Raw genomic sequence first — 13890 nt, forward strand, 5'->3', positions numbered from 1 at the left:
CGACCGTTACTTTTCCTCATGGTATTCCTGCTCCGTGTTGATGGACCAGATGTTTTCCTTTGAAACCGAACCATTCTTTATATTCTCCACCGCCTGGATTGCCGTAAGCATCGAATGGTCCTGGTTGTTGTATTTGTGCATCCCGTTGCGGCCTACCAGGTATAGGTTTTCGATTGCATCGGTGAATTCCCTGATCTCATCAAACCGCGCGTAGGTTCCGAAATAGGCAGGATATGTCTTTGGCATCTTGATTACGGTAAAATCAAGCACGTCTGCGGCAGCGTCAATGAAACCGAGTTGCTGCATCTCGCGCATCGCCATCTCACCCATTGCCTCGGGCGACTGATCCCATATGTTGTCGCCTTCATTACAGAAATACTCCAGTCCAACCCAGAATGTCCCGGCGTCTTTCACCAAAAACGGGCTCCAGTTATTGAAAACCTGGATGCGGCCTACCTTGACGTAAGGTTCCTGTATGTAAATCCAATTGTCGTCAGGGGTGTGATTCATTTTTTTCAGGAGCAGGCCAACGGTAATGAAGTCACGGTATTTCAAGCCTTGAGCCACTTCTGAGACGTTCGCGGGAATATCCGTCTGCAGCGCCGAGATCAACTCGCTGACGGGCATCGTCGATAAAAAGTAATCGCCATGAACCTCTTCCGACACACCCAAAGCATCGGTAACGGTGACGCCTGATATTTTTCCTTCCGCAAAATGAATCGCTGTCACTTTGGTGTTTAATTTGAGGATGCCGCCGCCCGCCGAGATCCTATCAGCAACCTCTTCCCACATCTGGCCTGGACCGTACTTGGGGTAAAGGAAATATTCGATGAGCGACGTTTCAGTGTCCTTCTGTCCTATGCTATTATTTTTTTTGCCGAAAAGACGCTTAAAGTAATGGATGAGCGTCGTGGTAACCGACAATCCCTTGATGCGCTGCGCGCCCCATTCGGCACTGATCTCAGAACACGGTATGCCCCAGACCTTTTCGGTATAATCCCTGAAAAACAGCCTGTAAAGCCGTTTACCGAAACGGTTGATGAAGAACTGGTCCAGCGTCTGCACTTCCTTTATCGGAAACAGGCTCGCCTTAATGTAACTCATCCCGATCAGGAAGGTATTGAATAAACCGATTTTACGGACCGTTTCGGGCGTGAGCGAGATCGGGTAGTCAAAAAACTGTTTATTGAAGAAAATACGCGACTTCCGCCGGCGCACAAGCATCACTTTATCATGGTCTGCTGCGTGGGGAATGTTTTTTATGACGGCCGACTTATTCTGGTAAGAAATCCTGATTTCCTCGCTGTCCGATTGGATGGGCAGGATGTCATTCCACCAATTCATCACGACATCCGACTTCGAAAAGAAACGATGTCCGCCAATGTCGATCTTATTGCCTTTGTAATCGACCGTACGCGAAATCCCGCCCCAGTAATCACTCATTTCAATGACCACCGGCTGGATGTCAGTCTGTTTCAGGAATTCATACGCTGCGGTTAATCCTGCAGGACCTCCCCCGATAATGATGGCTTTTTTTGATTTCAATCCGCTCAATTGTTAGCTGCCCAAAACTACATTAAATTGTCGAAAACAAATCTTTATTCTGCTATATTTGGGAGGAAAATTTACGAGATGATGCGCCACGCCCGACTTTACCCATACCTTTTCGCCCTGGTCGTTGCGTTTTACTGCCTTGTCCTGGCGCGCTTTGGGTTTGAAAACTGGGATTCGGGATTCATAAACGGGTTCAGCTGGCGGCTCTTGCAGGGCGAGATGCCATACCGCGATTTCATCTACATCAGGCCGCCGTTCTCGATTTATCTGCACGCCATACTGCTCCGGGTTTTACCTGAGACCGGGCAGATTTATTGCATCCGGATTGCCGGCTACCTGTCGTTTGCATTGATCAGCTGGTGTGTCGTTTCCGGATTTGACAAAGTATACCGGCTGCGACAACTCCAACTCGACAAATGGGCGGTCATGACGCTTTGTTTCATGGCATCGGTACACAATTTCTTTGCAGATCCGTGGTTTACCGTTGACGGTATCTTATTCGCCTCGGTAGCGTTCTATTTGGTGTGCCGCAGCCGTAACCTTTCGCTCGCGCAATTGTTCGCAGTATCGCTGTGCTGTGTGCTGTCGGCACTCGTCAAGCAGTCTTTTTATCCGATCCCGATCGGTTTCGGTTTGTGGATTCTTCTGAAGGAAGGTTTCCGAAAGGCTGCCTTTTTTGGATTTTTCTCGGCAATGCTTCTGGGAATTTTCGTGGCGTGGCTGCTGTCTTTCACGTCCTGGAGCCTTTTCCTGGGCCAGGTCGCAGGGGTGGCCAATGCCGGAAATCTGTACGATACCGGCTTCATGAATTACCTCCATATTTATCATAACAAAATTATTTTTGGCATGGTAATGGCCCTGCCTTTGTTGATCTCATGGTTCATGTGCCGCAAACGGCCCACGCTTCAGGACTATCTCAAATGGCTTGCTATGGTCATTTTTATTTCGGCGTTTCTCGCGGTACCGTTCATACGCTTCAAAGATGTCCCGGTAATTTTTTTCAATGCCGTTGCGGCGGGACTGCTTTATCGTATTGTGAAGGAAAAAACGCTGAAACCGTTCCTGCCTGTAATCGCTTTAATGATGATCGGCTGGTGCGCTTCGCTAAGCCTGGGCTACAAGACGCCGGTACTTTTCTCAGGCGGATTGATCGTCAGTTACCTGTGGCTGATGCATGAGGATTTTGCCGCGCTCGGGCTGAGGCGATATTATACGTCGGCGGGGCTTGCCGTTTGCGCATTCATGCTTTTGTTGAATATCCATCCGTACCGCAGCCAACCCATCACAACATTAGATTGTGGGATGGAAGCTGTTTCTCCAAAACTGGCATTCATCCGAAGCGACAAAGCGACGCTCGAAAAGCACCTGGAGCTGAAAAAACTCGCGCAGCGTTTCGGTCCCGGTTATTTCACGGCACCATCGCTTCCCTTATCCCATTATCTTTTTGGCACACAAAATCCAATGCCCGCCGGGTGGCTGACGAATTTTGAAATCAACGGCAAGGTGTCCGGATTGCTGGAAGCGGCTTCCCGGAAAAAGGCATATATGTTCCTTGAAAAATCATTCCTTGACGGGGAACCGTTTATCGCTTCAGACCAAAATCGGAAAGATTTCAGTCAATTCGCGTGGGTTATTTACCATAAATGCCGTCCCATAATGCAAACACGGCATTTTCTGGTATACCAAACCGATGAAATCCGGAAAACCCTCTAGCGTCCTTTCGTGAAAATCACATTGCGCAGATGCAGGAACAGCAGCAGGTTGTATATTGAATAGGTTACGAAATGCGCCATAACAACGCCTTCAATGCCGTAGCTGCCAACCAGGTAGCGGCTGCAGAAAAACATCACACCCATAGACGCAAATTCTGTGACAATGAAGGCGGCCGTGTGTTTTTTCGCTACCAGATAGTATCCCAGGATCATCGACAATGCCTTGAGCAGATCGCCTGACAGCTGCCAGAAAAACAAGGCATCGACTGGGACGAAGGCTTTGGTAAACAAGAGCCGCACGACGAACCCCCGCATCACATATAAGGCCAGCAGCGCGAGCGCAAAAACCGGCAGTATATTCCGGAAGTAACTGAAAATGACAGTACGAGTCTCAGCATTGGTTTTCGCTGTGACTAGTTTTGGCAGGAAGTACACAGACACGACGGTACTGACAAACATCATATAGTAGCCTGAAATCCTGCTCATTGCTTCCCAATAGCCCGCATTTTCAATACCTTCCGAAACGATAATATAGTTTCGGACAGCCACAAAAACCAATGGTGAGATGACGGCTGACACTACCGCCATCAGCGAGTAAGACGACATTTTTTTGATGATTCCAAACGAAAAATACGACCGGCTGAAATAGGCGAACGACGAGATTTCCTTTGGGATAAAAAACAGGACCGCAAAAAATACCAGCGCGGGCGCCACGATCACGGCCAGCAAGGCACCGAAAGTATGGTATTGCGAAACCAGGATCACCGAAAGCGCCAGCCCGATGACATTTCCGCACATGTTGATGTACACCACTTCGCGGAACTTTCCCAACCCGTTGATTACCGAAATCAGCAGCAAAGAACAGGCATACCAGGGCATCGCAGCGGCCAGCACGCGGAAAATTGATTGGTAAGGGTACGCCTCCCCGAAAATCAGGTCACTCCAAAGCCCCGCCAGGAAAAACAATGACAGGCTCAGCAGCATCGCTACGACGGCCAATGACAGGAAGACGGTCGAAAGGATGCGACGCAACTCGGTCGGGTTGCCCTTATTTTCAGCAGTATATTTAACAAGTCCGTTCTGGAAACCCAGGGTACCGGCCGTTTCCAAAGAAGAAAGGAAATTCCGGAGATTCCCGACAAGGGCCATGCCTGATGGTCCGACAAAGACCGCAATTACTTTCGACGTGACCAGGCCAATGGCGATTTTGAGGGCGACACTCAGCGAATTTAAGGATGCCGCTTTAAATAACGAAGATTTCCATATGCCCCTGATGCTGTCCAATTAATAACAGTTTAAGGCTGAAATAACGACGCCTGCCTCGGTTTCGGTCATGACCGGCGAAATCGGGAGGCTCAGGACTTCATCGTGGATTTTCTCCGTAATCGGTAAAGACAAATGATGCCAGTCCGTCAACGCTTTTTGCCTGTGCGGCGCAATCGGGTAATGGATTTGCGTGCTGATGCCGTGATCGGATAAAAACCGTTGCAGCCCCTCCCTGTCCGCCGTCCGGATTACATACAGGTGAAACACATGGCTGTGGTTTCCGGGGTTGAAAGGCAATGTGATCTTTGGATTGGAGATTCCGGCGCCATATATCGCTGCAATGTTCCTGCGGTGGTCATTGTCGGGATCCAGTCCGTCCAGTTTGACGTTCAGGAAGGCCGCCTGGATTTCGTCCAGGCGTGAATTCGTGCCTGCAATGTCATGACGGTATTTGACTTCACTACCATAATTGTGCAGGGAATAGACCGTTGCAGCCAGCGCGTCGTCATTTGTCGTAATCGCACCCGCATCGCCCAAAGCACCCAGGTTTTTTGCAGGATAGAAACTGAAGGCGGCGGCATCTGAAAGGTTTCCCGCACGAACGCCTGCGCCGGTCATCGCGCCATGCGCCTGCGCGGCATCTTCAATCAGGAGCAGTCCGTGCTTTTCGGCAAGCGCCGACAATGCCGCCATGTCTGCAAGCTGCCCATACAGATGCACCGCAATAATGGCCTTGGTTTTCGTGCTGATCTTATCCGTCGCCGCTGTTGGATCAAGGTTGAAAGTCTTTACATCGGGTTCGGCAGCCACAGGCACCAAACCTGCTTCGAGCACCGAAAGCATCGTAGCGATAAACGTATTGGCAGGCACGATGACTTCATCGCCCGGTTGTAGCCTGCCCAACTGTACATAAGCCTTGAGGATCAGCACCAGGGCGTCCAGTCCGTTTGCCACGCCGATGCAGTGTTTGGTACCGCAGTACGCAGCGTATTTTTGTTCGAATGCCTTTACCTCGTCGCCGAGGATGAACCAACCCTTTTGCAGGATATCGTCCAGTCTTTGGCGGAAGCCGGCTTCATACGGCGCGTTTATTTTATGTAAATCCAAAAATGGTATCATAGGCAGCTTATATCAAAACGTCGTCGAGTAGTACGTAACCGGCCGTGTCGACCTCATAGAAATCCTGAACCATGGTCGTGGCCCCAAAACTCTCTTTCCAGTATGACAGCCCGGCGTTGAGCTTTTGGCCCATACTTTCATTCGATATCCCGAAATCGAAAAACTTCTTTTCCCGAAAAGTCCCGCGTATCAAAGTGTCAAATAAAAAGTCCAGGCTGCCCAAATCAGCGCGGGTTTCATTCGCGGCAATATACTGCGCGTGGGCGACATTCGGCGTCTCAAATATCGTAGTGCCGGCCACAAGTGTATCTTGGTGATACACATTGAAATGACGGATACTTTGTGGAAACTGCGACGCGAGCCGCTGGATTTCTTCGAGCGAATGCACGGGTCTTGTCTGATGCCGAGACCCTAAATTAGGAATCAGGATTTGGTTCCAGAACGCCTCGAATGAATGCTCTTCGCGAACCGCCAGCTGGTTTTCAACACCCTTTTTGATGCCGCGTCTGCGCAGCGCGGAGATTTTATAACGGCTGTTGCTTTCAATGACTGACAATGTATCACGCCGTACGAGCCGTGCTTTGGCTAAAAACAGCGCGTAGTCGCATTCCTGCCGCGGCTTGAGGCAATATACTGGCGGAAGACATTTGTACGACAACATTGTGAACCCGTTTTGTTGTGCGAAATACAAAACCGCCCTAAAGACGGCGATCACTTCGTGCAATCTGAGGCTTCCGTAAACGAGTCCGCCATACGTCAGCCCCTGATGGGAATAAAGCGTATTTCCGGCAGCATTCGCAGGCAGTAAAGCCACAAGACGGCTGCCTTCATAAATCATCAGCGAAAAATCTAAAAACCTATCGGCGTGATAGTCCATGAAATTCCGGTGAAACAGGAAGCTTGCCTGGTCTGCCTGATCCAGGAAATCATTCCAGACGGCAGCATCAGTGGTTTGGTATCGTATGACGGTGTAGTTTTTCAAGCGTGTTGGTTGACTCTGGAAAATTACTGATTTTTTAGTTTCCGCCGCAGCCTTTCGGCAAAAAGGCGTCCAATAAAAATATTTGTATCTTTAAACCTAAAATTGCAAAAGTGAAACTGATCAAACGCCTTGTTTATTGCCTGGTTACGGCATTAATCTGCTGCAGCGTCCATTCGCAGGCGATTTCACTTTACCAGCAGTTTAACGGCCGTTACGATTTCGTGTTTATTGGCAATACGCTTAACGCAATGGAGAACAACAGCCTGCCGGGCATTCCGCCGCCGCCCTGTTCCATCCTGACCGAATCTTCCGCTGACCTGCTGCTTGCTCCCGACGACGTGATTACCAAGGCGTACCTGTATTGGGCCGGCTCGGGTACCGGTGTTTTTAACGTAATGCTGAATGACGAAGCCATTTCCGCCCAGCGTACCTTCAGTATTGTCAATAGCGCGGGTCTGGAATGCTTCAGTGCTTTTGCAGATATCACCGACTTTATCGTTGCCAATGGCAATACGACTTATAATTTCTCAGGAATGGACCTTAGCGACACCATCCCTCCCTATTGCCCCACCGGAGGCAATTTCGGCGGATGGGCGATTATTATCGTCTATGAAAATGCCGCATTGCCATTGAACCAACTCAATGTTTACGATGGTATGCAGGCGATTCCGGGCAACATCACCATCACGCTGGACAGCCTCAATGTCATTGACGATGAAGGGGCGAAGATCGGGTTCCTGGCCTGGGAAGGCGACAAGAACATTTCAGACGGTGAAAAGCTTTTCATCAACGAGCACCTGCTCAGCAATGCACTGAATCCTTCCACAAACGCCTTCAATGGCACCAACAGTTTTACCAACTCCGACACGCTGTACAATATGGACCTCGATGTCTACAACATTCAGGGAAACATCAGCATCGGTGATGTCGAGGCGACCATCAGGCTGGAATCGACGCGCGATTTCGTCATGGTCAACGCGATAGTGACCAAACTCAACAGCCAGCTTCCCGACGCGGTGATTGCAATCGACGGCACCGAAAAATCATGCAACTCCAGGTCAATTACCGTCGACTATACCGTCTCAAATCCAAACAGCACCGATCCGCTTCCCGCCAATACCGAAGTCGCCGCATTTGCAGACAGCCAGTATTTGGGTGGCGGATTCACCGTTGCCATCATCCCGATTGGTGGCAGCGAGTCAGGTACTGTCACGCTCGAGATCCCGGCCTCCGTTCCTGCCGACTTTACGCTGCGGCTCGTGGTCGACAGCAATGCGGCGGGTGCCGGCAGCGTCAAGGAAATCAATGAGGGCAACAATGCGGCCACGATTGCTTTTTCGCTGATTGCCTCTCCTGAGTTTAACCCGCCACCGGATCTCGTGGCATGCAATGAAGGCGGAATGCGCGGCACGTTTGACTTTTCAGGCTACCCCGACCTGATTAAGTTGCGGCCGGGCGATATGGTAGCGTTTTTTAATTCAGCGGAGGACGCTGCAGCGGACGTCAATCAGATTAACAATCCGGAAGCCCTCTCTGCCATTGCCCCACAGCCGGTTTTTGTGCGGATCAGCAACGGGGACTGCTACAGTGTGACGTCTTTTAACTTACGGGTACGCAACTGCCCACCGAAGGTTTACAACCTTGTCGAGCCGTTCGGGAATAACTTCTACGACACCTTCCTGATTGACGGACTTCGGGATATTTTTGTGGATTTCCGGTTGTCGATTTACAACCGTTGGGGTGCGCTGGTCTGGACCGGCGACAACAGCAGGGACGACTGGGATGGCACGGCATCGGAAGGATTCCGGCTGTCCGGGAAGGACCTTCCCGGCGGGACTTACTATTACATACTCGAACTCAACGATCCGGATTACCCCAATCCCCTGGCGGGATTTGTGTACCTGAAGAAGTAAGCGCACGGCACCGCGTGAGGGATGGCAGCGGCATCCTTTTGCCCATCCCGCAGGGTGGGCAAAAGATACAGCGCACAGCCCGACCCGAGGTACGAGGGGCACGCCCCCGCAATTGGCATACTCAACCGCGCTCTAAAGGCGACAGGTACCATCTGAACTTCACGGCCATGAGTCTCAGGGCAATGATGATGCAGGAAGTGATCAGGTAAATCGCATCTTTTCCCAGACCTGTTTTCTGCAATGCAAAGAAGACCACGCCGCCGACGATGCATATGGTAGCGTATATCTCGCGCCTGAAAATTACGGGGATTTCATTGCATAAGATGTCGCGGATGACCCCGCCGAAACTCGCGGTCATGGTGCCCAGTGCGATGCAGATTACAGGGTGCAGCCCGATGTTGATACCCTTTTCGAGGCCGATCAGGGTGAAGACCCCCAAACCGATCGTGTCAAATAAAAACAAAGAAACGCGCAGGCGATCCAGTTTCTTCCTGAAGAGGATTGCGAGGAAAAATCCCGCGCTGATCAGGTAGACATAATTCGGGTCGCGCATCCAGCCCACCGGTGTGCGGCCGATCATGATATCGCGCAAAGTGCCGCCGCCCACAGCCGTAACGAATGCTATGATGTAGACGCCGAACGGGTCGAGTTTTTTGTTCATCGCCGTCAATGCCCCTGACACTGCGAACGCCATGGTGCCGATGATGTCCAGCAGGTAAAACAAGGTAAGGTCCATTTACATTTTCTGTGTATAATAATTGTAGTCCATCAGGATGATCCCGATGAAGGTTTCGTCGTTGCCGGATTGGTTCCTGATGCCGGTCACTTCTTCAATCTTGGCGCGCAGTTTCGCAAAAATATTATAGTCGCGGTCCTTTACGGCGACGTCATACGTTTCCCTGATGATCCTAATGTCATTGTCTGTGAGCTGTATCACCGTAGGATAAGTGGGCACATACCGGGCGTCGATTTCCCGCAATATCGTATGGTCGATCGAGATGTTGTTTTTCAACGTGATTACGGCAGTCCCGGCCGCAAGGTCGCCAAGCCGCTGTGTATTTTTGGTGACCAAAGCCGTGATGAGGCCAATGAGCCCGAAGAGGAAAAACAGGTCGATGGTACGCAGCAGCCACCGGATCAGGTAATCGCCGAAATCCGCCTGGTAACCCTCTATCTTCACTACCTTAAGTTTGAGCAAACGCTTCCCGAACGTCTGTCCTTCAAAAATACTTTCCATGGTGAGCGTGTAAAACATCGCCGGAAGGAGAATCACCGCGTTTACCGCCGCCACCGACCAATAATCCCAGTCGAGCATGAGCTCATCCAGGTCGAGGACGGAGTACAGCAGCCAGTAGATAAACGTGAGGTAGGCAAAGAGGATCAACAGGTCTGCGAGCAATGCCAAAATCCTTACGCCCAATGAAGCCGCGGTGAAATTAATAGTAACATTTTGGGTGGTCGTAATTGATAATTGGGTCATATTTTCTATTTTAGCCTGCGATGAGAGAAATTGCGTTTATTAAGCAAAATAAGGAAAAATGGCTGGAATTCGAGCAGGTCATCTTTGGCAAAACTAAGAAAAATCCCGATGAGATTGCGAGCCTTTACATTCACCTGATGAATGACCTCTCTTATGCAAAGACGTATTATCCCAAAAGCAAGACCGTGGTGTACCTGAACCACCTGGCTGCGACGATCTACCAGAAGATTTACAAGACCAAACGACACGAAACCAACAGGATTGTGTATTTCTTCAAAACCGAAGTGCCGCTGCTGGTGTATGAATACCGGCGGTATCTGCTGTTTGCTTTCGTGTTTTTCTTTCTCACGGTCGGTATCGGCGCATTATCCGCAGCTTATGACGAGACTTTTTGCAGGCTGATCCTTGGCGACGGCTATGTGAATACCACCTTACAGAATATCCGCGACGGCAATCCGGTTGCCATTTACAAGAGCGGCAGCCACCTGGGCGGATTTATTGCCATTACGCTGAACAATCTCCGGGTGGGCGCGATTTGCTTTGTGTCAGGGATACTTGGCGGTTTCGGTACGTTCTATTTTGCGCTGAACAACGGCGTGATGCTGGGTTCGTTCCAGTATTTCTTTTACCAGCACGGCGTATTCTGGCCCAGCGTACGCGGAATCTGGATCCATGGTTCTATGGAGATTTTTGCGATTGTGGTGGAAACCGCCGCCGGATTCATCCTCGGCGCCTCGATATTGTTTCCAAGGACCTATTCCAGGATCAATTCTCTCATGATTGGGTTTAAGGTCAGCCTGAAAATCTTCCTGTCCACCGTGCCGTTCACGATCGCAGCAGGGTTTCTCGAAGGTTTTATTACGCGGTACTCGGTCGATATGCCGCACTGGCTCAGCGTGTTCATCATCTTGTCGACGTTGTCGGCCATTTCGTTTTATTTCCTGATTTATCCCACCATCGTAAACAAAAAAGTCTATCAAGATGCAGCAATTTGACCTTTACAAAAAAAGAGGTTTCGGCGATTATATTTCCGATACCATCACCTTCCTGAGAACTTACGGCAGGCATTTTTTCGGAAATTACTTCAAGATCAACGGCTGGATCCTGATCTTCCTGTCGGCGATTATTTTCCTGCTGTCCAAGAGTTTCATTTACAATTCGCTCGTCAACCTTGAGGCAGCAACCAACGGGATGGGCAGCCCGACCGACAACCAGGAATGGGATGTGATTGTCCCCGGAGTCATCCTGATGATGCTGCTCCTCACTTTCCTGTCGCTGATCAGCGTGACGTATACGGTCATTTACCTCGGACTTATCGAAAAACACCGCACCAACGATTTCACGTCAAAAGACATTGTATCCGGTTTGAAAAACGTCATGGGCCGTATGCTCATCTTTTTCTTTGCCTCGTTACTGACGGTCATCCCCATAGCCTTTGTGTTTATGATCCTGTTCTATGTCAAGGAAATGGCAATCCTGTTGCTGCCTGTGTTTTTCATACTGGGCCCGGCGTTCCTTTCCTGGGTCAGCGTAAGTTACTTCACTTTCATACTCGAAAAACAGGGCTTTTTCCAGTCGCTGGGGCGTGGTTTTGAAGTCGTCCGCTATCGCTTCTGGCCCATTGTCGGTTCCACGCTCATCATATCTTTTATCGTACAGATACTGCAATCGGCCGTGACCCTGATCCCATACATTGTAGGGGTAATCGTCTTTTTCACGACGATCCAGGACGACGCGCCGTCCGAGACCTTCGGGTTCATTTCCATCGGATTGTCCACCATATTTGTGATCTCTGTATTTGCAGGATATTTCCTGAATAACCTGCTTGTCGTAAATCAGGGACTGATCTATTATACGGCACAGGAAAATGATTACAACAATGCCGCACAACTGGAAATTGATAACATCGGGTCCGGCATTGAATAAATTATTGATCATCGGCATCTTTTTCATGCTCTCGTTTTCGGGAGGCGATGTCGCATTGGCTTTCGCCAAAAACGCTCCGGCGCAAAAGCTGTCCCATAAGACAGTACTCGTGGACGAATCAAACAGGGTAAAGCCTACTTTCCCTGACCTCAGGAAAAAATACCGCACAGACGAATTCGTGTATGAGGCGCGTGCAAAAAAAATGAGTGCCTGGGACCGTTTCATGGAATGGCTCCGGGACATTTTCGGCGGTCAGGGAAGCGGCAACTCGGGGAACAATCTCGGAGTCATCACGAAGATAGTTGCCGGCGCCATCATTTTTTTCGTCATTTTCCTGATTGTAAAATCCATCATGAACAAGGAAGGAAAATGGATTTTCGGAAAAAGATCGGATAAAAACATCTTACGCTACGACGAGATGGAGAAAAACCTCCAGGCGGTAGATTTTGAAAAGCTGATCCGTGAGACGCGGATTTCAGGCGAAAAAAGGCTCATGGTCCGATACTATTATCTTTGGCTGCTGAAGAGAATGTCCGCCCAGGGGTACATCACATGGGACGCCGAAAAAACCAATTCCGATTACGCCGACGAGTTGAGAAACAGTGATTTTAAACCTGACTTCGATTATTTGTCCTATCTGTACAATTACATCTGGTATGGTGAGTTCGACATCGATGAGCAAACGCTCGAAAAAGCGGCATCGGCCTTTGAGAAAACCATCAAAACGATTCCGTCATGAGCAGGACCATCAAGATATACATCGCCCTGATTGTGATGCTGGTCGTGCTGATTGCCGTGCTCGACAGCAGCCAGCCCAAGCCAATCGACTGGTCGGCCACGTACGGGATTACGGAAAAGAAACCGTTCGGACTCTACATTTTCGATAAGGAGATCCGCGGCATTTTCAGGCCGAATACCGTAACGCCTGTTTCTGTCACCGCCTACGAATATTTCCTGCCGACCTATGCCGGGGACTCTGCGAAGCATTTCGGCGGTCCGCGGAAAACATTTGTATCGATTGCAGGCGGCGAACTCCTCGACAAAGAGTCGGTTTCCGCACTGCTGGCCTTCGTGGCCGATGGGAACCATGCGTTCATCAGTGCCAAGCGCCTGCCTGTATGGCTGCTGGACACGCTCCGGTTGAAGGCGCGGTATGACTGTGAATCGACAGAAGGCATATACAACTGGGTAGCAAACCCCAATCTGGGTACAAAAAAGTATCACATTTACGAGGGGCGCTGTAACGGCTATTTTTCAGAGCTGGACACGCTGCACACCGAGGTACTCGGCTATCAAAGCGGCGACACCGCCAAGGTGAATTTTGTAAAGGTGCCATTTAAAAAGGGGTCGGTCATCCTGCACACGCAGCCCGCAGCTTTTACGAACTTCCACCTGCTCAAGGATGACCATGCCGAATACGCCGAAAAAGTCCTGGCTTACATCCCGAAAAATGACATCCTCTGGTACGTCAAAGGGCAGGACGGCGACAGGAAATCGCAGTCGATGTTCCGGATTATCCTCGGCAATCCGCAACTCACCTGGGCTTGGTATATCTTCCTTTTCGGATTGGTCGGTTTCCTAATTTTCAACGCCAAACGAAAACAGCGGATCGTCCCGATTATCAGGCCGTTGGAAAACACAACGATTGATTTTGCCAAGACGATTGGCAACTTATATTTCCAGGAAGGCGATCACGACAACATCATTGAGAAGAAAATCATTTATTTCCTTGAAAAAGTACGTCAGGATTATATGATTGACACCGCAGTGCTTGACGAGCAGTTTGTTCGGAAACTGCAGCTGAAGTCAGGGAAAAACATTGAAGACATCGAACACCTGGTATACCTGATCCGCAAAAGCCGCAGCGACTACAGAGCCGTCGAAAGCGATTTGATCGAGATCAGCCAGGCCATCGAAAAAATAGTCAGTTAATGCCGC

General features: G+C 50.0%; 12 protein-coding genes. 6 read left to right on the forward strand and 6 right to left on the reverse strand.

All coding sequences use genetic code 11. The features are described from left to right. Window positions 1-6: 6 nt before the first annotated feature. Window positions 7-1545: an NAD(P)/FAD-dependent oxidoreductase gene (locus tag HYN48_RS14610; RefSeq protein ID WP_108373675.1), complete on the reverse strand. Its 1539-nt coding sequence runs from the start codon at window positions 1543-1545 to the stop codon at window positions 7-9. 87 nt (window positions 1546-1632) lie between these two features. Here HYN48_RS14610 and HYN48_RS14615 point away from each other — a divergent pair, with 87 nt between their 5' ends. After that, complete coding sequence (locus HYN48_RS14615) at window positions 1633-3267, forward strand: hypothetical protein (RefSeq protein WP_146171830.1); 1635 nt, start codon at window positions 1633-1635, stop codon at window positions 3265-3267. Here HYN48_RS14615 and HYN48_RS14620 read toward each other — a convergent pair. From HYN48_RS14620 to HYN48_RS14630, 3 genes are read right to left on the reverse strand one after another with little or no spacing between them, the layout of a single operon-like run. After that, entirely contained in the window at window positions 3264-4550 is a 1287-nt protein-coding gene (locus tag HYN48_RS14620; protein ID WP_108373036.1) for an O-antigen translocase, read from the reverse strand. The genes HYN48_RS14615 and HYN48_RS14620 overlap by 4 nt on opposite strands. Further along, a complete protein-coding gene (locus HYN48_RS14625) occupies window positions 4551-5651 on the reverse strand; it encodes a DegT/DnrJ/EryC1/StrS family aminotransferase (RefSeq protein ID WP_108373038.1) in 1101 nt (366 codons plus the stop codon). It lies immediately after the preceding gene. Between the two features lie 7 nt (window positions 5652-5658). Next, window positions 5659-6633, reverse strand: a complete 975-nt coding sequence (locus HYN48_RS14630; protein WP_108373040.1) for a GNAT family N-acetyltransferase — start codon at window positions 6631-6633, stop codon at window positions 5659-5661. A 110-nt stretch (window positions 6634-6743) separates the two neighbouring features. Between HYN48_RS14630 and HYN48_RS14635 the strand changes: the two genes are divergently transcribed. Further along, complete coding sequence (locus HYN48_RS14635) at window positions 6744-8546, forward strand: T9SS type B sorting domain-containing protein (RefSeq protein ID WP_108373042.1); 1803 nt, start codon at window positions 6744-6746, stop codon at window positions 8544-8546. 121 nt (window positions 8547-8667) lie between these two features. Here HYN48_RS14635 and HYN48_RS14640 read toward each other — a convergent pair whose 3' ends face one another. Both HYN48_RS14640 and HYN48_RS14645 read right to left on the reverse strand, forming a co-directional pair. After that, the gene (locus tag HYN48_RS14640; protein WP_108373677.1) at window positions 8668-9270 is read right to left on the reverse strand and encodes a trimeric intracellular cation channel family protein; all 603 of its coding nucleotides are present in this window, start codon (window positions 9268-9270) and stop codon (window positions 8668-8670) included. Window positions 9271-9282: 12 nt separating this feature from the next. Continuing rightward, the gene (locus HYN48_RS14645; protein WP_108373044.1) at window positions 9283-10026 is read right to left on the reverse strand and encodes an RDD family protein; all 744 of its coding nucleotides are present in this window, start codon (window positions 10024-10026) and stop codon (window positions 9283-9285) included. Window positions 10027-10046: 20 nt separating this feature from the next. Here HYN48_RS14645 and HYN48_RS14650 point away from each other — a divergent pair, with 20 nt between their 5' ends. From HYN48_RS14650 to HYN48_RS14665, 4 genes are read left to right on the forward strand one after another with little or no spacing between them, the layout of a single operon-like run. Beyond that, the gene (locus HYN48_RS14650; RefSeq protein WP_108373046.1) at window positions 10047-11021 is read left to right on the forward strand and encodes a stage II sporulation protein M; all 975 of its coding nucleotides are present in this window, start codon (window positions 10047-10049) and stop codon (window positions 11019-11021) included. Further along, the gene (locus tag HYN48_RS14655) at window positions 11008-11952 is read left to right on the forward strand and encodes a hypothetical protein (RefSeq protein WP_108373048.1); all 945 of its coding nucleotides are present in this window, start codon (window positions 11008-11010) and stop codon (window positions 11950-11952) included. Before HYN48_RS14650 ends, HYN48_RS14655 begins: the two co-directional genes overlap by 14 nt. Continuing rightward, on the forward strand, window positions 11945-12691 hold the full coding sequence (locus HYN48_RS14660) for a DUF4129 domain-containing protein (protein WP_146171831.1): 747 nt from the start codon (window positions 11945-11947) through the stop codon (window positions 12689-12691). The genes HYN48_RS14655 and HYN48_RS14660 overlap by 8 nt, the downstream gene beginning before the upstream one ends. Then, window positions 12688-13884, forward strand: coding sequence for a DUF4350 domain-containing protein (locus HYN48_RS14665; RefSeq protein WP_108373053.1), 1197 nt, complete (start codon window positions 12688-12690; stop codon window positions 13882-13884). Before HYN48_RS14660 ends, HYN48_RS14665 begins: the two co-directional genes overlap by 4 nt. Window positions 13885-13890 lie beyond the last annotated feature (6 nt).

This window comes from Flavobacterium magnum (genome assembly GCF_003055625.1).
Lineage (GTDB): Bacteria > Bacteroidota > Bacteroidia > Flavobacteriales > Flavobacteriaceae > Flavobacterium > Flavobacterium magnum.

What these genes read in the sequence shown, in the direction of transcription:
- HYN48_RS14615 (WP_146171830.1), top strand. Translation starts at nt 1,633, where the DNA reads ATGATGCGCCACGCCCGACTTTACCCATACCTTTTCGCCCTGGTCGTT.
- HYN48_RS14625 (WP_108373038.1), bottom strand. Translation starts at nt 5,651, where the DNA reads ATGATACCATTTTTGGATTTACATAAAATAAACGCGCCGTATGAAGCC.
- HYN48_RS14645 (WP_108373044.1), bottom strand. Translation starts at nt 10,026, where the DNA reads ATGACCCAATTATCAATTACGACCACCCAAAATGTTACTATTAATTTC.
- HYN48_RS14650 (WP_108373046.1), top strand. Translation starts at nt 10,047, where the DNA reads ATGAGAGAAATTGCGTTTATTAAGCAAAATAAGGAAAAATGGCTGGAA.
- HYN48_RS14655 (WP_108373048.1), top strand. Translation starts at nt 11,008, where the DNA reads ATGCAGCAATTTGACCTTTACAAAAAAAGAGGTTTCGGCGATTATATT.
- HYN48_RS14665 (WP_108373053.1), top strand. Translation starts at nt 12,688, where the DNA reads ATGAGCAGGACCATCAAGATATACATCGCCCTGATTGTGATGCTGGTC.